Here is a 19,899-nt window from a genome sequence, read left to right on the forward strand (position 1 = left end):
TTGCTCGGGGGCGGGGTCCGGTTCGGGGGCAGCCGCCACCGCGATGACGTCCGTCGCGTCGCCCTGTTGCGAGAGGTTCGACCCGTCTGCGGTCGTCACAGTGGCGCGTACCTTGACCGAGCTTGCTCCGAGCGGCGGCGTCGGCGCGGTCTCGCCAGCATCCCAGCTGTCGGTGTCGATGAGGACCCGTCCGTCCGCGTCCAGGAACCAGTAGGCGGTGTAGCGCACCGCGCCGCCGGTCGGTCCGGTCACCGAGATCGGCTGCTCCTGCTGGACCGCTGTCACGGTCGCCCGGGTGTCGAAAGCTGCGGCAGACCCGGTCCACGACTCACCGTCGGTCGTGCAGAACGTGCTGCCCGGCCCGCCGCACGAACGGAGGACGAGTTGGGACGACACGTTGCGCCCGCCGGTTCCCGGTACACCCGTCCAGGTCTGGCCAGGCTGAAGAGTGATCGTCTGACCGGCGGTCTCGAGCTGGTAATGGTGCGCGCTCCTCGAAGGAGCTGTGACGCTCACGTTCCAGACGTTGGCGCTGGTCTGGACGGTCCCGACGTCCGGCCGGTAGGTACCCGACGGACGCTCGTAGGTGACGGCGTCGACGTACTCGACGTTGCAGAAGTAGCCGTTCGTGACGGTCACCGCGTACCGGGTCGACCCGCCACCGACCCCGGAGTCCCGTGTCGGGCTCGAGTTGCCGAGCGAGTTCGAGGACGGCGCAGCACAGTTCACGTTGCCCGACCGGTACACCGCGTACCGGAGGCCCGACCCACCAGCGGCGTCGCCGGCGCTCCAGGTCACCGTCACCGTCGAACGGCCGGACGAGTCGGCCTGGTCGCCGGCGACCGCCTGGAGGTTCGTCGGCTTGCCGGGTGTCCCGACCGCGCTGCCGGTGGCGGACGCGGAGTTCCACTGCACGACGGTGCCGTTGCGGTCGGCGTCGTTCCGGGCGGAGACCGTGACCTTGTACTGCGCCGCGCTCTGGGCCCCGGTGAACGAGGTGTTCGTCGACGTCCCGGTGTGGCGGGTGGTCGAGAGGCCAGGGCCCTCGATCGTGACGATGTAGTCGTCGACCGCGCTGCCGTTGTTCGGGGCGGACACCTTGCCCCACTTGACGTCGAGCTGGTTCGGCGTCGACTTGCTGGGCGTGACGGTGATGCCCTTCGGCGGCGCCGGTACGAAGTCCGCGCTCATCGGGCCGGAGCGCGCGGACGGCTCGGAGTCACCGATCGCGTTCCTCGCCACGACCTGGAACCGGTACGACGCCTTCGGGTCGAGTCCGGTGATCGTGCACACCGTCGCGGTGCCGCAGTTCTTCGAGACACCGTTGGTCCCGACGACCCGGTAGCCGGTGATGGGCGAGTTGTTGCCCTGCGGGGTCGCCCAGGTCAGTGTGACCTGGCCGCCGTCGTAGGAGCCCGTCCGGGTCGGCGCACCGGGAGCATCCGGGACGTCCTGCACCGAGATCGTCACGTCGCCCCAGACGTAGCGGTCCGGGTCGTTCGTGGCGTCGGCGACCTGGTACTGCAGGTGGGCGTCCACGGGCTTCGCACTGTCCGCGACGGCGACCTGCAGCCGGGTCCGGTCACCGCTCGGCGTGACGGTGACACCGCTCGGCAGTCCGCCGGACAGGCCCCGGATGTTGACGACGCGCAACCGCTCACCCGGGAACGGGTTCGTGGGCTGGTCGTTCGTGAGCACGTCGATCGTGGTGGTCGCACCGCGCTTGGTCACCGACCTGTCAGCACCGGGCTGGACCACCGGCCGGGTCGAGGCGACGACACCGACGCTGACGGTGCCGGCTCGTCCGGCGTTCGCGTCGTCCGCGACACCGATGCCGATCGACGCGGTGGTGTTCTTCTTCGCCGTGTCGGCCACCGAGATCGTGAGCTGCTGCTTCGAGATCGACGCGGTCGTGCCGGCGGCGGGCCGACCGACGACGGAGTACCGCAGCTCGGGCAGGTCCTTCGGGTACGGGTAGTCGGTGAGCTTCGTCAGGTCGATCTTGCGCGTCTCGCCCGGCTGCATGTCGAGCGAGGAGCCCGTGAACGCCGGCGGCTGGTTCGACCGCGGCGTGACGGTGATCGGGAGCACGAGAGTGGCGACGCGCCCCTTGCCGCCGTTCGCCGCCGATCCGTCGGTGACCTCGAACGAGATCGACGCCTTGCCGTAGTAGAGCTTCGACGACGTGAACTGCAGCGTCGACAAGTCCACCACCAGGCTCTGTCCGTTGGCGTGGGTCGCCTTCACCGTCCCACGGTCGGTGACCTTCGCGGTCTCGCCGTTCGCCGTCACGACGAAGTCCTGCAGCGGGATGCGGACGGTGGCCTCGCTCCTGACGGTGACCGCTCCGGCGCTGCGGTTGATCTGGGGCAGGGCGTCGTCGAAGCCCGGCACGTTGATGAACCCGTACGCGATGATGTCCGGGTGGTCGACGCGGGCGACCGAGAACGGGATCACCTGCGACTCGTCCGTCAGCCGGACGGTGATCCGGCCGTCGTCGGTGGGCGTCGCGGTGTCGCCGTAGCCGGGGACCACGCCGACCCGCAGGTCGGCCGCGGTGCCCTCGGCGAAGAAGACGTTGTCGAGCACGTCGACCGTCACGCTCTGCCGGTGCAGGATGTCCTGCAGGTCGAGCGTCGTGTCGTCGACCTCGGGCCGGAGCGGCTGGGCGTCCGGGTCGACGGTGACGGTGAGGAACGCGGTGCTCGATCCCCCGCTGCTGTTCGCGACGGTGTAGAGCACCGCGAAGTCACCGCGCTTCGCCGACTTCGGGGGCGTGACGCGGATCTGCTGCTTCCGGAGGATCTTGGCGGTGACGTCGTCCGCCGTCGGCTCGGCCTGCGCGACGGTGAGCTGCCCGCCCTCGGGGTCGGAGTCGTTCTGGAGCACCCGCACCGTCACGGAGCCGCCCGGTCGGATGGTGACGTGGTCGGCCTCGGCCACGGGGTTCGACGCCTGCTCGGCGCGGGGCGCGATTCCGACCCGCACGGTACCGGTGGCGCGCGAACCGAGGGCGTCCACGACCGTGTAGGTGAACTCGTCGGTGCCGGCTGAGTAGTCGCCGGCCTCGTAGGTCAGGGCGTCGGAGGCGACGTCGGAGACCGATCCCTTGTCGGGGTTGGAGCCCACACCGACGAGTTGCACGGAGTCGCCGTCAGGGTCGATGCCGTTCAACGGCACGCTGACCCGTACCGACGACCCGGCGACGACGCGCGCCGTCACGGTCTGGGGCACGGGCGGGTTGTTCGTGGCGGCGTCGCGCTCGCGCACCGAGATCGACACGGCGGCGTCGGCGTACTGACCGTCCGGACCGGCGACCCGGTAGACGGCGGTGTAGTTGCCCGGCGTCTTCGGGGCGAGGTACCGCAGGTGGTCGCTGGAGACGAACAGGAGGCCGCCGTCGCCCGGCACGTTCTGCACCAGCTCGGGCTGCAGGGTCAGCGGCTCACCCTCGGGCTGGGTGTCGTTGTCCAGCACGTCGATGTTGGCGACGTCACCGACACGGACGGTGGCGCTGTCGGGCTGCGCGACCGGGGGTTGGATGCGATCGGGCTTCGGGATCTCGACGACGGTGATCGTGCCCGGCGACGACGCCAGACCGTTCGTCTCCGTGTAGCCGAACGACACCGGGCCGTCGAGCGGGGCCGTGAGGGTGACGCGGACGGTGTGCTGGTCGAGGATGCTCGCCTGAACGCCGCTGCCCCGTCCCGGGCCGTCGAGCGCCGTCACGAGCAGCACGCCGCCCGCCGGGTCGATGTCGGTCGCCGTGACGTCGGTGTCCTTCGTCGACAGGGTGTTGACGAAGACCGTCTTCGGCGTGGTGATCGGCGCGGTCGAGGCGTCCGGTGGCGCGAGGATCGTGACACGGACGATGCCGCTCGACGTCTTCACACCGTCCGTCACGGTGTACTCCAGCTGGTGGTCGCCCGCACGCTCGCCCTGCACCCGGAACGTGCCGGCGTCGTAACTCGGGGTGACGGTGAGCCCGGATGCCGACGACACGCTCGTCAGTGTCACGGTGCCGTTGCCACCGCGCACGTGGTCGAGCGGCTCGACCGTGAACGCCTTGCCGGCGTACCCCGACACGGGGAAGGGATCGGCGCGGAGCGGGACGGCGCCCTGTTCGGCGACCCGGACCGTGACGGCGCCGCGGCCGTCGGCACGCCCGTCGCTCACGACGAGCTGGACGGAGCGCTCACCGGTCCGGCCGCTGTCGTTACGGAAGTCGAGCAGCCCGTCCGGCGTGGTGGACACCCGATCGCCGTTCGAGGCGGACCCGGACTCGAGGTACACCGGGTCGCCGTCCGGGTCGATCCAGTCGCCGAGCACGTTGGTGACGACGTGCCCGTTCTGGACGACGTCGGCCGACGTGTCCCGCACCTGCCGGGGCGCCTCGTTCTGGCTGTCCGGGCGCACGGTGATCCGGACCGTCGCGGTATCGGACCCGCCGTTGCCGTCCGTGATCGTGTACGGGAACGTCACCGTCCCGGCGGCACGCGACGACAGCGTGACCTGCAGGCGCTGGCCGTCACCGACGATCGCGACGCGGCCGGCGGACTTCGAGATGGTGCCGACCTCGCTCACGATGATCGGGTCACCGTTCGGGTCGTAGTCGTTGAGCAGGACCGGGAGGCTCGTGGTGCGTCCCGGGCGCGCGCCCAGTTCGTCGTCGATCGCCACGGGAGGCTTCTGGTCCTTGTCGACCTCGGGGTCGTCGTCGGAGACCTGCTCCTGTTGCTGCTCGTCGTCCTGCTCGATGAGGTCTGCCCAGTTGTCGATGAGCTGACCGCTCCGGTCGATGGCCCAGGAGCGGCCGCTCGTCGGGTCGTTCGCGACGACCGTGTCGCCGTTGTGCAGGATCTGCAGTTCGCTGGTGCCGCCGGTGCTCGCGAGCCGCTGCAGAGCGCTGCCGTCGCACGTGTCGATGGCCTGCCCGCCGGCCCAGGCCGCGTAGGTGCAGGATCCGTCGACGTAGGGTCGGGCGGCGCGTCCGGACACCTGCAGCGCGGTGGCGTCCACCGCACCGGAGGCGCTCACGCGCACCAGGCCCGCCGTGCCGGCGACCGTGACCTGCGTGGTGGTGTCCGACGACCGCTGCAGGGCCGGCGAGGCGCCCACCCGGTCGCCGAGTTCGACGGTGCGGCCGTCGACCGACAGCGCGCCGCTCGTGCGGTCGAGCACGGCGAGGTGTCCGTCGAACGTCGCGACCTGGAAGTCGTCCCCGCGGTCCGTCTCGACCTTCCACCGCTGATCGACGGTGAGGGTGGCGCCGACGTCGACGAGGGAAGCCGTCCCGGTCTTCGCGGAGAAGACGGCGACGTGTCCGTCGGACGCGTCGAACACGGTGTCGGCACCGAGGGTCAGGTCAGCCTTGGTCGACGCGTCGAACTCGGCGAGGTCGCTCGCGGGGGTCGCCCAGAGCTCGCCGGTGTCCGCGTTGCCGATGATGGCCGTGTCGCCCGCGAAGAACACCTGCGGCGTTCCCGCCGGCAGGGTGATCGGGTCACCGACGGTCGCGTCGGCGACGTCGACCCGGGCGACGGTGCCCTTCGTCTCGTCGACGCTGTAGACGGTGGAGCCGCGCTGCAGCACCGAGAGGTCGTCGCTGGCCGTCTCGACCGCGGTGTTGAGCTGCAGGATGCCGGTGTTCGCCCGGCCGACGGCGCCGTACTCGGCCGAGGGCACCCACACCGTGCCGTCCCCGAGGTCGACGCGCTGCGTGTGGTAGCCGGTGGAGACGATGGCGGTGGTCGCGACGACGGCGGCGACGAGCACCGAGGCACCGGTCGTGACGGCTGCGGAGCGGTGCTTCGCGAGGAGGGCGCGGATCACCCGGCGCTCCCGATCGTCGCGCACTTCTGCGCGCTCGCGGCGCCGGTCTTGCCGTCGCGGTTCACGGCGACGGCGATGCACTCCTCGTCGCCCCGCTGTCCGGAGACGACGAAGGTCGTGCCGGTCTGCTGGCTGGAGGCCCCGTTGGACGAGATGACGTACGTGTCGCCGCTCCGGAGCCCCGGGTCGGACCAGCTGAACGACACGGACTGCGGCGCGGGCTCGGCGCGCACCTCGGCCACGACGGGGATCGCCCCGGCACCGAGTCGACCGACGATGACGACCGTGGCGATCGCCAGGGCGGCCACCACCACGACGGCGAGGGACGTCGCCCAGACCAGGGTCGAGCGTGTGCGGCGACGGGCTCGGGTGACGGAACCGGTGCGGTGCACCGTGCCGACGCTGTGCGAACCGCCGGCCACGACCCCGCCCTGCACGGCCCGTCGGGTCCGACGACGCCCACCGACGCGGGTCGGCGGTTGGAGCTCACGGATCACGGTGCGGTCCCCGTGCGGCGTCGGCGTCGACATCGCCCACGCCTCCACCGCGACGTCCGCCGAGGTCTGGGGGATGCCGAGCTCGGCCTCGACCTGCTGGAAACCGCGCACGAGTTCGATCACCGTCGACGGTCGTCCCTGCGGTTTGCGGGACAGCGCCGACGCGAGCAGACGCTCCAACGACGGGGGCACGTCGGTCCGGCCGGTGGGCTTGGCCCCGCCCTTGTCGATCCGGTGCATGAGGTCGCTCGCACCGTTCTTGCCGCCACGGATCTCGAACGGGCTGCGTCCGGCGAGGAGCGAGTAGACGGTCGCCGCGAGCGAGTACACCTCGGACTGGATGGTGCCGCGGGACTCGTCGATCAGGACCTCGGGCGCCGACCACGGGATCGACATGCCGATCGGCTCGTCCGGGTCCGTGCCGCCGATCGTCGCGGCGATGCCGAAGTCGGAGAGCACGGGGTTGCCGTACGCCGTGAGCAGGATGTTCGACGGCTTGATGTCGCGGTGCAGGACGCCTTCGCGGTGGGCGGTCTCCAGCGCGGACCCGATGCGGATGCCGATGGACAGGACCTCGGACACGGGGATCGGTTCGCGACGGTAGCACTCGCTCAGCGACGAGGAGCACAGCTCCATCACCAGGTACGGACGACCGTCGGCGGCGACGCTCGCCTGGAAGACCGTGAGGATCGACGGGTGCGTGCTGAGCCGGGCCATCAGGTTCGCCTCGGCCTGGAACATCTGCCGCACGCGGTCGTCGACGACCTCGTCCAGCAGGACCTTCACCGCGACCTGCCGCCTGGGCATGTCCTGCTCGTAGAGGAACACGTCGGCGAAGCCACCGGACCCGAGGACGTGCACGGGACTGAAACCGCCGATCACGGGCGGGTTGGACGGCAGGCGTCGCGCCATGGTCCTCTCCTCCCCCGGCCGAGCGGCCAGCTCTCTCGACGTGGCCATGTCATTGTACGAATCGTGGGTGACCGACATTCCGCACACCGATCCCCCACGGTTCGGCGTGCTCCCCCAGTTCGGGGGGGGCACCTAGTGGCGCGGCAGCGTGTCCTCGAGGTCGCCGTCGTCCGGTGCCGCGTCGACCTGCAGCACCACCACGGTGACGTTGTCGCGGCCACCGGCCACGACCGCGTCGCCGACGAGACGCTCGGCGAGTTCCTGGGCACCCGGCTCGCGTGCTGCGATCCTGGCGATCCCGGCATCGCCGAGTTCCTTCGTCAGGCCGTCCGAGCAGACGATGTAGCGGTCTCCGGCCCGCAGGGGCAGGGTCCACCAGTCGGGTGCCGGCGGCTCGCCGAACCCGACCGCCCGTGTGATGACGTTGCTGTCCGGGTGCTGTTCGGCGTCCTCGGCGCGCAGGAGACCGGCGTCCACCATCTCCTGCACCACCGAGTGGTCGACGGTGACGCGGCGGAGCACGCCGTCCTCGATGCGGTACGTGCGGGAGTCACCCACGTTGAACACGAGCGCGGCCGGCTGCCCGAGCGACGCGACGAGTGCGATGCCGGTGACCGTGGTGCCTGCGCCGATCGCGTTGCCCCCGGCTGCACGCTCGATGTCGGCCGTCGCGAGGAGCAGGGCGCGCTGGATGCCCTGGCGCGTGGTGAACGGCTCGGCCGTCACCTGCTCGAGGCGACGCACGACCGCGTCACTGGCGCGGTCACCCGCGAGGTGCCCGCCCATGCCGTCGGCGACGACGAAGAAGGGCGCGCCCACGATGTAGCTGTCCTCGTTGTGGTCACGCCGTCGACCGACGTCGGTCGCGGCTCCCCACGAGAGCGTCAGGGTGGCGCCGTCGGCACCGGGGACGTCGATGGCGTGCGCAGTGGCTGCTCGGCCGAGTTCGGTCACGTGTCAGGATCGCTCTCTGGTGGGTCGGGGCGTGCCGTGTGCTGTCTGATCGGAGGGCCACGGGGGAACCGGAGGCAGCCCCTCTGCCGTCGGTGCGACCCGGAGGTACGGCGAGAGGACCTCGATGGCGTTGCCGTCACCGATCTCGACTACCGTACCCGTCAGCGCGACGATCGACGCACCCGACGCCATGCGGTACGCCGGTGCGCCAGCCGGCCGGACGACCGTGCCGTTCGTGGACCGGAGGTCCTGCACGACGACGGCTTCGCCCTCGGCGTGCAGCTGCACGTGCGAGGAGGACACCTGCCCGCCCATCGAGCGCACGGTGACGAGTTCGGGCTGCGGACCGCGGGTGATCCGCGGCAACGACGGTCGACGGCCGATGACCACCGGGTGGTCGAGCCGGAAGGTCCGGTCGCCGATGCGGATGGACGGCACGCGTGCCGCGGGCGCGACGGGTACCGACGGGACGGGCGGCACGGACGGGAGGCCCGGGGCGGCACCGACGGTCGGGTTCGGCCCGGCGCCTGGTCGCGCCGGGATCCGGACGACCGTGTCATCGGGATCGTCGTCGCCCGGGACGGAGCGGGGCCCGGGGGCCGTGTGCGTGCCGGCGCCCCTGCCGGACCGGATGACGGTGTCGCCGAGCGCCGAGCCGTCCAGACCCGGATCCGGTGTCGTACCCCCACGCACGACCGTGTCGCCGATCGCGTCCGCCGTGCGGTCTCCCGCCGGCGATCGTCGGGGTCGCCGGATGACGGTGTCCTCGATGTCGTCGTCGTGCAACCGGAACCCTCCCAGCGTGGTCTCCCCCACCGTAGACGATCCGGTCGACCCCTCGTCATCGACGCTCCCACGACGGTCCGCTGCCGGCCACGACCGAGCGCAGCACGAGCCCGGCGAGCGGGTCGTCCGCACGGGTCTCGAGGGCGTACCGCGCGCGGGTCTCCGCCCGGGCCCAGGACCCGAGCGCCCACGCGCACCACGCGCCGAGCGACAGTGCTCCGGCCGCCCCCGACGCCCCGTCGAACGGACCGTCCTGCGCGCGCCACACCCGCCATGCCTCGGCGCACCGGTCGCCGGCGAGCCGCACCCGTGCACGATCCGGACGCGGACCGAAGCCGTGGAGCGCGGGAGGTGTCGGATCCGCGAAGGGATCGAACACCCGGATCGACCGCGGATCCGGCGCGCCCTGCGCCGCGATGAACGGGACCAGGGCCATCCGGGGCGCGAGCGCCCCGCAGGCGGTCACGACGGCCGTCGCAGCGGCCGACGGCAGTGCCACCGGACCGGGAGCGACCAGCGCGGCCGCTGCCGCGGGCAGGGTGACGGCTGCCGCGATCTCGCGAGGGAAACGAACTGCGGCGCCGGTGTCGGACTGTGCTGTGAGAGGGATCATGCACGCCATCGAAGCGTGCTGCGGGCCTCCAGGCAGGGGCGCCCCGGCCATCTGTGGACCGGAGCGGCCCCGCCCACGCCTGTGGAGGACGAGCCGGCGGAAACCGCTCAGGCAGCGACGGGGTCCAGGCTCTCGGCGACGAGGTCCCAGCCGCCGTCACTCCGCTCGACGACGACGCCGTTCGCGGCGGCCCAGTCGACGAGGTTGTCCATGCTGCCGATGCTCGCGCCGGTGCGGGCGAGCAACGCCACCAGGCGGCCCTTGGCGGTCTTGTTCCAGTGGTTGAGCGCGCGGCGACGGCCGGAACCGTCGACGCTCACCACGCGGGGTGCCACCGCGTCGGCCACCGGCCCGAGCTGCCGGTACCCCTCGGACCGCAGGTCGAGCACCAGGCCGTCCGCTCGCGTACCCAGTGCGCGGGTCGACACCGCCGGCCAGTGCGAGGCCAAACGGATCGCGCCCAACCGGGAGTCGTGCGACAGCCGGTAGGCGGGGATCGGGTCACTGGCGCCGATCGGGCCGAACATCGCAGACTGCACGATCACGTGCTCCGCCCACCAGGCCCTGGTGGCGGCATCCGCGTCCTGCGCGCCGAGCGGGTCGTAGAGCACACCCGTGTACCGCTCGATCGCCGGCATGGTGCCGGAGGTCTCGAGTTCGAGGTTCCGGACACGCTCGGCGATCGACTTCGGACCGAGCTTGAGCGCCGTCCTGGCCGAGGACTCCTCGGAACTGACGAAGCGGGCCGCGGTGATCACCGCGGCCCGCTCATCGGCCAGTTCCGGGAACGAGAGTGCACGCAGATCGAGCGTGCGGCTCGTGTCCCCGCCCTCCCGCTTCGTCTCCGAAGGCGGGAGCAGGACGGTCAGTCCGGTCAGGACGCCAGCGCGGCCTGCCGCGCGACGATCGTCACCGTGTCGTGCTCGACCGACAGGAAGCCGTCCTCGGCGTCGACCGCGACGGTCGACCCATCGGCCCGCGTGATGCGGACCTGACCCTGCGCCAGGATCGCGAGCATCGGCTCGTGTCCGGCGAGGATGCCGATCTGGCCCTCTGTCGTCCGTGCGACGACCATGGTGGTGTCGCCCGACCAGACCTCACGGTCGGCCGAGACGACGCTCACGCTGAGACCCGCCATGTCAGCGGTTCTCCTTCTGGATCTGAGCCCACTTCTCTTCCACGTCGTTGATGCCACCGACGTTGAAGAACGCCTGGGTCGCAACGTGGTCGAACTCGCCATCGGCGATGGCGCGGAAGGACTCGATGGTGTCCTTGAGCGGCACCGTGGAGCCCTCGACGCCCGTGAACTTCTTGGCCATGTACGTGTTCTGCGAGAGGAACTGCTGGATACGACGAGCGCGCTCGACGGTGATCTTGTCCTCTTCGGAGAGCTCGTCGACACCGAGGATGGCGATGATCTCCTGCAGTTCCTTGTTCTTCTGGAGGATCTGCTTGACGCGCGTGGCCGTCTCGTAGTGGTCGGCACCCAGGTACCGCGGGTCCATGATGCGCGACGTCGACGCCAGCGGGTCGATCGCGGGGTACAGACCCTGCGAAGCGATCTCACGGGAGAGCTCGGTCGTCGCGTCGAGGTGCGCGAACGTGGTGGCCGGAGCCGGGTCGGTGTAGTCGTCAGCCGGCACGTAGATCGCCTGCAGCGAGGTGATCGAGTGACCACGCGTCGAGGTGATGCGCTCCTGGAGCACACCCATCTCGTCGGCGAGGTTGGGCTGGTAGCCCACGGCGGACGGCATGCGGCCGAGCAGCGTCGAGACCTCGGAGCCGGCCTGCGTGAAGCGGAAGATGTTGTCGATGAAGAGGAGCACGTCCTGCTTCTGGACATCGCGGAAGTACTCCGCCATCGTCAGCGCCGACAGGGCCACGCGGAGACGCGTTCCCGGCGGCTCGTCCATCTGGCCGAACACGAGGGCCGTCTTGTCGAAGACACCCGCCTCTTCCATCTCACCGATGAGGTCGTTGCCCTCACGGGTACGCTCACCGACACCGGCGAACACCGACACACCGCCGTGATCCTGCGCGACGCGCTGGATCATCTCCTGGATGAGGACGGTCTTGCCGACGCCCGCACCACCGAAGAGGCCGATCTTGCCACCCTGCACGTACGGGGTGAGGAGGTCGATGGACTTGATGCCGGTCTCGAACATCGAGGTCTTGGACTCGAGCTGGTCGAAGGCCGGGGCCTTGCGGTGGATCGGCCAGCGCTCGGTGATCTCGAGCTTCTCGTCCGTGTTGAGCACGTTGCCGAGGACGTCGAAGACCTTGCCCTTGGTGACGTCGCCGACGGGGACCGAGATCGGAGCGCCCGAGTCACGGACCTCCTGGCCACGGACCAGGCCGTCGGTCGGCTTCAGGGAGATGGCACGGACGAGGTCGTCGCCGAGGTGCTGCGCGACCTCGAGGCCGATCTCCTGCGACGAGTCACCGATGGTGATGGTCGTGAACAGGAGGTTGTACATCTCCGGGATTGCGTCGTGGGGGAACTCGATGTCGACGACGGGGCCCGTCACACGGGCGATCCGGCCGACACCGGGCGCCGACGACGTCTCGACCGCGGTGGTTGCGGTGTCGGTCATGGCTGGTGCCTTCCTGAGGGTGGGTATCTGTCCGCGAACGACGCGGACTACTTCTTCTTCGACGAGAGGGCGTCGGCGCCGCCGACGATCTCGGAGATCTGCTGCGTGATCTCCGCCTGACGCGCGTTGTTCGCGAGTCGGGTGAAGTCACGGATCAGCGAGTCGGCGTTGTCGCTGGCCGCCTTCATCGCCTTCTGCCGTGCGGCGTGCTCGGAAGCAGCCGACTGCAGCATGGCGTTGAAGATGCGGCTCTCGATGTAGACCGGGAGCAGCGAGTCGAGCACCGCGTCGGCGTCCGGCTCGAACTCGTAGAGCGGCAGGGGCTCGTTGCCCTCGGGCTCATCGATACCGTCCACGACCTCGAGGGGCAGCAGGCGAACGACCTGCGGCTCCTGGGTCGCCAGGCTGATGAACCGGTTGAACACGATGTGGATCTCGTCCACGCCACCCTCGGCGGTGTCCTGGAGGAACTTCGCCACGACGGCGTCGCCGATCTCCTTGGCCGTCGAGAACTCCGGCTGGTCGGTGTTGCCGACCCACTGCTGCTCGGACGGACGCTCACGGAACGCGAAGTACCCGACGGACTTGCGACCGACCAGGTAGTAGACGACGTCCTTGCCCTCACTGCGGAGCAGGGAGGCGAGCTCCTCGCCCTGCTTGAGGACGTTCGTGCTGAACGCGCCGTTCAGGCCGCGGTCCGAGGTGAAGAGCACGACGGCTGCGCGGGTCGACGACTCCGGCTCGGTGGTCAGCACGTGATCGACGTTCGAGAACGTCGCCACGGCCGACACCGCACGCGTGACGGCCCGCGAGTACGGACCAGACGCAGCCATACGGGCCTGCGCCTTCTGGATCCGCGACGCCGAGATCAGCTCCATGGCGCGGGTGACCTTCTTCGTGGTCTTCGCCGACTTGATCCGCTGGCGGTAGACCCGGACCTGCGCTGCCATCTAGCGACGACCCTTGACGATCTGCTCCTGGTCGACGTCCTCGGCGTCCGCCGCGTCGAACTGCTCGGAGCCGAGGGTCTTGCCGTCGCTCGTCTGGAAGCTCTTCGTGAACTCGTCGATCTGCTTGTCCATCTCGGCGACGGTCTCGTCGCTGAGCTGGTTGGTCTCGCGCAGGGTCGTGAGGACGTCGGAGTTGCGACGCAGGTGGTCGAGCAGTTCGGACTCGAAGCGGAGCACGTCCGGCACCGGGACGGTGTCGAGCTTGCCGTTCGTGCCGGCCCAGATCGAGACGACCTGCTCCTCGACCGGGTACGGCGAGTACTGCGGCTGCTTGAGGAGCTCGGTCAGACGCGCACCGCGCTCCAGCTGCCGACGCGACGCCTGGTCGAGGTCGGACGCGAACATCGCGAACGCCTCGAGCGAGCGGTACTGCGCCAGCTCGAGCTTCAGCGTGCCGGAGACCTTCTTGATCGACTTCACCTGGGCGTCACCACCGACGCGGGACACCGAGATGCCCACGTCGACGGCCGGACGCTGGTTCGCGTTGAAGAGGTCCGACTGGAGGAAGATCTGGCCGTCGGTGATGGAGATGACGTTGGTCGGGATGTACGCCGAGACGTCGTTCGCCTTGGTCTCGATGATCGGGAGGCCCGTCATCGAACCGGCGCCGAGCTCGTCGGACAGCTTCGCGCAACGCTCCAGCAGGCGGGAGTGCAGGTAGAAGACGTCACCCGGGTAGGCCTCGCGGCCCGGCGGACGACGCAGGAGGAGCGACACCGCACGGTAGGCCTCGGCCTGCTTCGACAGGTCATCGAAGATGATGAGGACGTGCTTGCCCTGGTACATCCAGTGCTGGCCGATGGCCGAACCGGTGTACGGGGCGAGGTACTTGAAGCCGGCCGGGTCGGAGGCCGGAGCGGCGACGATGGTGGTGTACTCCATCGCACCGGCGTCCTCGAGCGCACCCTTGACGGAGGCGATCGTGGAGCCCTTCTGGCCGATGGCGACGTAGATGCAGCGGACCTGCTTCTCCTCGTCGCCCGACTCCCAGTTGGCCTTCTGGTTGATGATCGTGTCGATCGCGATGGCCGTCTTGCCGGTCTGGCGGTCGCCGATGATCAGCTGACGCTGACCGCGGCCGACGGGGATCATCGCGTCGATGGCCTTGATGCCGGTCTGCAGCGGCTGGTGGACCGACTTGCGGGCCATGACGCCGGGGGCCTGGAGCTCGAGGGCACGACGGCCCTCTGCGGCGATCTCGCCGAGACCGTCGATCGGGGCGCCGAGCGGGTCGACGACGCGACCGAGGAAGGCGTCGCCGACGGGGGCGGAGAGGACCTCACCCGTACGGGTGACCTCCATGCCCTCTTCGATGCCGCCGAACTCGCCGAGCACGATGGCGCCGATCTCGTCTTCGTCGAGGTTCTGCGCGAGGCCGAGCGTGCCGTCCGCGAAGCGGATGAGCTCGTTCGCCATGACGCCGGGGAGACCCTCGACGTGGGCGATGCCGTCACCGGCGTCGGTGACGTGCCCGACCTCGGCCGTGGAGGCCTTCGTCGGCTCGTAGTTCGAGACGAAGTCCTTCAGGGCATCACGGATCTCATCGGGGCTGATGGTGATGTCTGCCATGGGATTTTCCTTGTGGTTTTCCGGGGCCCTTCGGCTCCGAGAGGGTGACGCTGCCTGACTCGGCAGTTCCCGTTGTGGACTTGGGGAGGAGCGGCTTCGACCGTACGCCTAGCCGGCGAGCTGGAGCCGGAGCTCCGAGAGTCGCGTGGACACGGTGCCGTCGATGACGTCGCCGCCGATCTGCACCCGGACCCCGCCGACGACCGTGGGGTCGACGACCTGGTTGATGCTGATGTCCTTGCCGTACCGCTCGGACAGTCCGCGCGTGACGCGGGCCGACTGGGCGGGGGTCAGGGGCGTCGCCGTGACGACCGTCGCGACGAGCTTGCCGGCCTGCTCGGCCACGATGCGCGAGGCATCGCGGACGATCTCACCGATGCGGCGGCCGCGGGGCTGCTGCACCAGGGCCGACACGATCGTGATCGTCTGCTCGGATGCCTTGGCACCGAGGAGCCGCTCGACGAGCGCGCCCTTCTGCTCGGGACTGCCGAGCTTGGTGCCGAGCGCCAGTTCGAGGCCGGCGTCCGAGCGGACGGCGGTCTCGAAGGCGAACAGCTCCGACTCGATCGACGAGTCCAGACCCGCGGTGGCGGCGACGGCGCGGATGCCCGCGTCCTCGATGCCCGCGAGCAGGTCCTGCTGCGAGGACCAGCGCGAGCCGGCCACCGCGGTCAGGACCGCACGCGTCGCGTCCGACTGGCCGGCGAAGACACGGTCGATGAGGACCTTCTTGCCGGCCGGGTCGGCCGTGGGGTCGGACAGCAGCCCGAGCAGCTGCGGCGCACCGGCGATCGCACGCCCGGAGGCGAGGATCTCGGCACCCGCGGCCAGGCCGGCGCTCGGACCGAGGTCCGACAGCACCGCCCTGGTGGACGCGAGTGCTTCTCTGGTAGCGCTGCGCATGCTCAGTGCTCCCCCGTCTTCGTGGCCTGCGAGGCCTCGAGGTCGGCGAGGAAGCGGTCGACCACGGCGGTCGACTTGGCGTCGTCCTTGAGGGACTCCCCGATCACGCCGGACGCGAGGTCCAGCGCGAGGGTGCCGACCTCGGCGCGGAGTGCCTGGACGGCACTCTGACGCTCGGCCTCGATCTGCGCCTGGGCATTGGCCGTGATGCGTGCTGCATCGGCGGCCGCCTGCTCGCGGACCTCGTTGCCGATCGCCGTGGCGTCGGCACGCGCCTGCTCACGGATGCGCGAAGCCTCGGCACGCGCATCGGCGAGCTGCTTGTTGTACTCGTCGAGCGCAGCAGCGGCCTGCTCCTGAGCGGCCTCGGCCTTCTTGATGCCGCCTTCGATGGCCTCGGTGCGCTCATCGAGCATCTTCGTGATGCGCGGCGTGACGACACGCCACATCACCAGGAAGATGATGACGAAGGCGAGCGCCGACCACACGATGTCGTAGACCGGCGGGATCAGCGGGTTGTGCGCTTCCTCCGCGGCGATGATGAGTGCGTTCTGCATCGAGGAACCTTAAGCGGTGAAGATGAAGTACGTGGCGATACCGATGAAGGCCAGGGCCTCGGTGAAGGCGATACCGATGTACATGAGGGTCGTCAGGCGGCCCTGGAGCTCGGGCTGGCGAGCGACGGACTCGATCGTCTTGCCGACGACGATGCCGACGCCGATGGCCGGGCCGATCGCTGCGAGGCCGTAGCCAACCGTCGCGATGTTGCCGTTGATCTCCGCGAGAACGGTCGTTGCGTCCACGTGTTTTCCTTTCGAGGTGCGGGTCCGGCGGTCGCCGGTCCCGTAGGGGGTCAGTGAGGAATCAGTGCTCGTCAGCCAGCGCCAGCTGGATGTAGACGGCGGTGAGGAGCATGAAGACGTAGGCCTGCAGCAGCGCGACGAGGACCTCGAAGAAGCTGAACGCGATGCCGAACGCGATGGTCCCGACGCCGAAGGCCTTGAAGCCGAGCGAAGCGTCGAAGAAGAAGAACTGCGTGGCCGAGAAGAACAGCACGAGGAGCAGGTGCCCCACGACCATGTTCATCAGGAGTCGCAGCGTCAGGGTGACGGGACGGAGCACGAAGGTGGAGACGAGCTCGATCGGCGTCACGATGATGTAGAGCGGCCACGGCACCCCGGGCGGGAAGAGCGAGTTCTTGAGGAACGTGCCCGGGTGCTTGCGGAGACCGGCGTAGATGAACGCGAGGTACGCGACGATCGCGAGGATCATCGGCATCGCGATGCGGCTGGTGCCGGCGAGGTTCATGCCCGGGATCAGACCGGTCAGGTTCATGAAGAGCACGCCGAAGAAGATCGTCGCCAGGAGCGGCAGGAAGCGCTTGCCGTCCTTCTCTCCGAGGTTGTCGAAGGTGTTGCGACGAACGACGTCGAAGGCGTACTCGATGAACGCCTGACCGCGGTTCGGCACGAGCTTCAGTGCACGGGTACCCACGAACGCGAACACCAGGAGCACGGCGACGGCGAAGAAGCGGATGAGGACGACCCGATCGATCTCGAACGGCGTCCCTGCCCACAGAAGAGCATCGGGGAAGAACTCGTTGATCGACGGACCATGGAACTCGGCGGCCTTGCTGCTCCCCGCCGCGACGGTGTCAACCGCAGCGGAGAGGGACAGGGGAAGAGCGTGGGATAGCAGCGCTGTCTCCTGTGTCGGCGCGCGCACATCATGGCACGCGATGGTGGACGTTGTGGAGGCTTGTCCACCCCGAGCGAAGGCTCCGGTGGCGGACGTGAAGAAGCCTATCAGGTGCGAGAGGCTTCCCGGCTTCTCAGATGCGGGGGGTCGGGTTCCCAGCGTCCGCGGAGTCGTCGAGGCCGTCGCCCGGCAGCCGGACGCCGATCGGGATGCGGGCCTTCGCGACGGCGACGACGTCGATCACCAGGGAGCCGACGACCCCCGCGATGATCACGATCGCCAACACCGGGAAGTCGACCCACTCGCGGTCCTTGAGCAGGACCAACAGCACGATGAAGACGATGAACTTGAGCAGCCAGGTGCCCATCACGATGCCGAAGAAGGCACCGGAGATCATCTGGCCCTTCGAGACGCGCAGCGCCACGAGGACACTGACCGCGGTGAGCCCGAGGAACACGACGCTCAGCACGGCGCCGAGCAGGCCCCCGACCAGGCCGGGGCCGTCGGCGACCAGGAACCCGATGAGGCCCCCGACCACCGCCAGGGCGACGGCGAGGATCGCTCCCCAGGTGATGATGCGGCGGAACACCGGCCGGACGTGGTCGAGCGCGTTCGGTGCGGTCACGTGATGTCTCCAGGGATCGTGCGGTCGTTGGCGGCCCGGTCGAGCGGGTCGAGGCTGGCGTCCACCACGGCGGCGGAGCGGTTGGCGGTCTGGGCGGCGATCTCGGTGCGTTTCCGGCCGAGCGGCGCGAACGTCGCGACGGCGCACACGGTGAAGCCGATGGACACGAAGACGACGACCCAGTACCAGTCCACGAAGAGGAACAGCAGGCACCCGACCGCGACGGTGGCGGTCCAGGCGTAGAAGATCAGCACCGCGTGGAAGTGCGAGTGGCCCATGTCGAGCAGGCGGTGGTGCAGGTGCTTCCGGTCCGCCGAGAACGGCGACTTGCCCGCGCTGAGACGACGGGTCACCGCGAGTCCGAAGTCGAGGATCGGGACGATGAGGATCGCGAAGGGCAGCAGGATCGGGATGAACGCCGGCAGCAGCGCCTGGCGCGTCTGCACCGCCGCCGGGTCGATGTTGCCCGTCACCGAGACCGCGCTCGTGGCCATCAGGAAGCCGACGAGCAGCGCACCGGCGTCGCCCATGAAGAGCTTGGCGGGGTGCCAGTTCAGGATGAGGAAGCCGAAGCAGGCACCGACGAGCACCGCGGTGAGCAGCGACGGCAGGTTGAAGAAGAACTCCGTCTGCACGACCACGCGGTTGATGAAGAACGTGTAGAGGAAGAAGACCCCGCCGGCGATGATGGCGACACCGGCGACCAGGCCGTCGAGCCCGTCGATGAAGTTGACCGCGTTCATCACGAGCACCACCGCGAGCACGGTGAAGATCAGGCTCATGTACGACGACCCGACGCCGAGCGTGTTGCCGATGGGCAGCGACACGATCGCCACGCCCTGCCAGGCGAGGATGCCGGCGGCGATGATCTGCCCGGCGAGCTTCGTCATCCAGTCGAGGTCCCAGATGTCGTCGGCTACACCGAGGACCACGATGATGGTCGCTCCCCCGAGTACCGCGAGCACACGCCCCGGTTCGGAGAACACCAGCCGGAAGTAGTCGGTCCCCGCGATCGACGGGAACAGGAACCAGGCCGCGAGCAGCGAGACGATGACGCCGATGTACATCGCGATGCCGCCGAGCCGTGGCGTCGGCGTGCGGTGCACGTCCCGCTCGCGGACCTGCGGGTACCACTTGTACTTCAGCCCGAGCTTCCAGACGATCAGGCTCATCACGAAGCTCACGACCGCGGCGATGGCCCCCGCGAGCAGGTAGTACTTCATGTGACGAGGTCGGCTCCGACGACCCGGATGATCTCCTCGTCGGGGATCACCCCGTGCCGGACGATGCGGAGCTTCCCGCCGTCCGTCAGCCCGGTGGCGTCGACGATCGTCGATCCGGTGCTGGCCTCGAACCCCTCGTGCGCGCCGATCGGCCCGCCGTCGAGGTAGATCGCGACGCTGTCACCGAGCATGCGCTCAGCGGCGTCGACGTCCATCGCGGCCGGGTCGCCCGTCGAGTTGGCGGACGAGACGGCGAGGGGCCCGACCTCCTGCAAGAGCTCGAGGGCGATCCGCGAGTCCGGCATCCGCAGCGCGACCGTGCCCCGCGTCTCCCCGAGGTCCCAGTCGAGCGAGGGCTGGGCGTGCAGGATGACGGTCAGCCCGCCGGGCCAGAACTCTGCCACCAGGTCGCGCACCGGCTGCGGGACCTCGCTGGCGAGGGCGTCGAGTGTCGGCGGACCGGGGATGAGCACGGGCGGCGGCGACTGTCGCGTGCGGCCCTTCGCGTCGAGCAGCCGCTGCACGGCCGTCGCGCTGAAGGCGTCCGCGGCGAGGCCGTAGACGGTGTCGGTGGGGACGACGACGAGCTCTCCGCGTCCGAGGGCGGCACGTGCGAGCCGCATCCCGGTCAGGAGCCCGTCGGAGTCGGTGCAGTCGTATCGGGATGCCATGACTCGACGATG

Annotated in this window: 17 protein-coding genes; all 17 read right to left on the reverse strand. The window is 69.7% G+C overall.

Annotation, left to right across the window (positions count from 1 at the left end):
• Nucleotides 1-5,832, reverse strand: a 5,832-nt coding sequence (locus tag KK097_RS16185) for an Ig-like domain-containing protein (protein ID WP_214545446.1), incomplete at its 3' end; no start/stop codon positions are given.
• On the reverse strand, nucleotides 5,829-7,241 hold the full coding sequence (locus KK097_RS16190) for a serine/threonine-protein kinase (protein WP_214545447.1): 1,413 nt from the start codon (nucleotides 7,239-7,241) through the stop codon (nucleotides 5,829-5,831). The genes KK097_RS16185 and KK097_RS16190, both read right to left, overlap by 4 nt.
• A gap of 132 nt (nucleotides 7,242-7,373) precedes the next feature.
• Nucleotides 7,374-8,195: a PP2C family protein-serine/threonine phosphatase gene (locus KK097_RS16195; protein WP_214528522.1), complete on the reverse strand. Its 822-nt coding sequence runs from the start codon at nucleotides 8,193-8,195 to the stop codon at nucleotides 7,374-7,376.
• Between the two features lie 3 nt (nucleotides 8,196-8,198).
• The gene (locus tag KK097_RS16200) at nucleotides 8,199-8,981 is read right to left on the reverse strand and encodes an FHA domain-containing protein (RefSeq protein WP_214545448.1); all 783 of its coding nucleotides are present in this window, start codon (nucleotides 8,979-8,981) and stop codon (nucleotides 8,199-8,201) included.
• A gap of 55 nt (nucleotides 8,982-9,036) precedes the next feature.
• Complete coding sequence (locus tag KK097_RS16205) at nucleotides 9,037-9,594, reverse strand: hypothetical protein (protein ID WP_214528524.1); 558 nt, start codon at nucleotides 9,592-9,594, stop codon at nucleotides 9,037-9,039.
• A gap of 107 nt (nucleotides 9,595-9,701) precedes the next feature.
• The gene (locus KK097_RS16210; RefSeq protein WP_307858802.1) at nucleotides 9,702-10,472 is read right to left on the reverse strand and encodes a YaaA family protein; all 771 of its coding nucleotides are present in this window, start codon (nucleotides 10,470-10,472) and stop codon (nucleotides 9,702-9,704) included.
• A complete protein-coding gene (locus KK097_RS16215; protein WP_027465776.1) occupies nucleotides 10,469-10,732 on the reverse strand; it encodes a F0F1 ATP synthase subunit epsilon in 264 nt (87 codons plus the stop codon). Before KK097_RS16215 ends, KK097_RS16210 begins: the two co-directional genes overlap by 4 nt.
• Before the next feature lies 1 nt (nucleotide 10,733).
• Nucleotides 10,734-12,188: a F0F1 ATP synthase subunit beta gene (gene atpD, locus KK097_RS16220; protein WP_017885744.1), complete on the reverse strand. Its 1,455-nt coding sequence runs from the start codon at nucleotides 12,186-12,188 to the stop codon at nucleotides 10,734-10,736.
• Between the two features lie 47 nt (nucleotides 12,189-12,235).
• Nucleotides 12,236-13,138, reverse strand: a complete 903-nt coding sequence (locus tag KK097_RS16225) for a F0F1 ATP synthase subunit gamma (RefSeq protein ID WP_214528525.1) — start codon at nucleotides 13,136-13,138, stop codon at nucleotides 12,236-12,238.
• Nucleotides 13,139-14,767: a F0F1 ATP synthase subunit alpha gene (gene atpA, locus KK097_RS16230; protein ID WP_027465778.1), complete on the reverse strand. Its 1,629-nt coding sequence runs from the start codon at nucleotides 14,765-14,767 to the stop codon at nucleotides 13,139-13,141.
• 108 nt (nucleotides 14,768-14,875) lie between these two features.
• Complete coding sequence (locus tag KK097_RS16235) at nucleotides 14,876-15,670, reverse strand: F0F1 ATP synthase subunit delta (protein ID WP_214545449.1); 795 nt, start codon at nucleotides 15,668-15,670, stop codon at nucleotides 14,876-14,878.
• A gap of 2 nt (nucleotides 15,671-15,672) precedes the next feature.
• The gene (locus tag KK097_RS16240) at nucleotides 15,673-16,227 is read right to left on the reverse strand and encodes a F0F1 ATP synthase subunit B (protein WP_214528526.1); all 555 of its coding nucleotides are present in this window, start codon (nucleotides 16,225-16,227) and stop codon (nucleotides 15,673-15,675) included.
• A gap of 9 nt (nucleotides 16,228-16,236) precedes the next feature.
• Complete coding sequence (atpE, locus tag KK097_RS16245) at nucleotides 16,237-16,473, reverse strand: ATP synthase F0 subunit C (RefSeq protein ID WP_058729232.1); 237 nt, start codon at nucleotides 16,471-16,473, stop codon at nucleotides 16,237-16,239.
• Between the two features lie 61 nt (nucleotides 16,474-16,534).
• Nucleotides 16,535-17,395 carry a F0F1 ATP synthase subunit A gene (atpB, locus tag KK097_RS16250; protein ID WP_307858428.1) on the reverse strand — a complete coding sequence of 287 codons (861 nt, stop codon included), beginning with the start codon at nucleotides 17,393-17,395 and terminating at the stop codon, nucleotides 16,535-16,537.
• A 106-nt stretch (nucleotides 17,396-17,501) separates the two neighbouring features.
• The gene (locus KK097_RS16255) at nucleotides 17,502-17,993 is read right to left on the reverse strand and encodes a Cg1360 family ATP-synthase-associated protein (protein WP_307858427.1); all 492 of its coding nucleotides are present in this window, start codon (nucleotides 17,991-17,993) and stop codon (nucleotides 17,502-17,504) included.
• On the reverse strand, nucleotides 17,990-19,216 hold the full coding sequence (locus KK097_RS16260; protein WP_214528527.1) for an MraY family glycosyltransferase: 1,227 nt from the start codon (nucleotides 19,214-19,216) through the stop codon (nucleotides 17,990-17,992). Before KK097_RS16260 ends, KK097_RS16255 begins: the two co-directional genes overlap by 4 nt.
• Nucleotides 19,213-19,887, reverse strand: coding sequence for an L-threonylcarbamoyladenylate synthase (locus KK097_RS16265; RefSeq protein ID WP_214528528.1), 675 nt, complete (start codon nucleotides 19,885-19,887; stop codon nucleotides 19,213-19,215). The genes KK097_RS16260 and KK097_RS16265 overlap by 4 nt, the downstream gene beginning before the upstream one ends.
• Between the last annotated feature and the right edge of the window lie 12 nt (nucleotides 19,888-19,899).

It is taken from the genome of Curtobacterium flaccumfaciens, from assembly GCF_018598405.1.
Classification (GTDB): domain Bacteria; phylum Actinomycetota; class Actinomycetes; order Actinomycetales; family Microbacteriaceae; genus Curtobacterium; species Curtobacterium aurantiacum.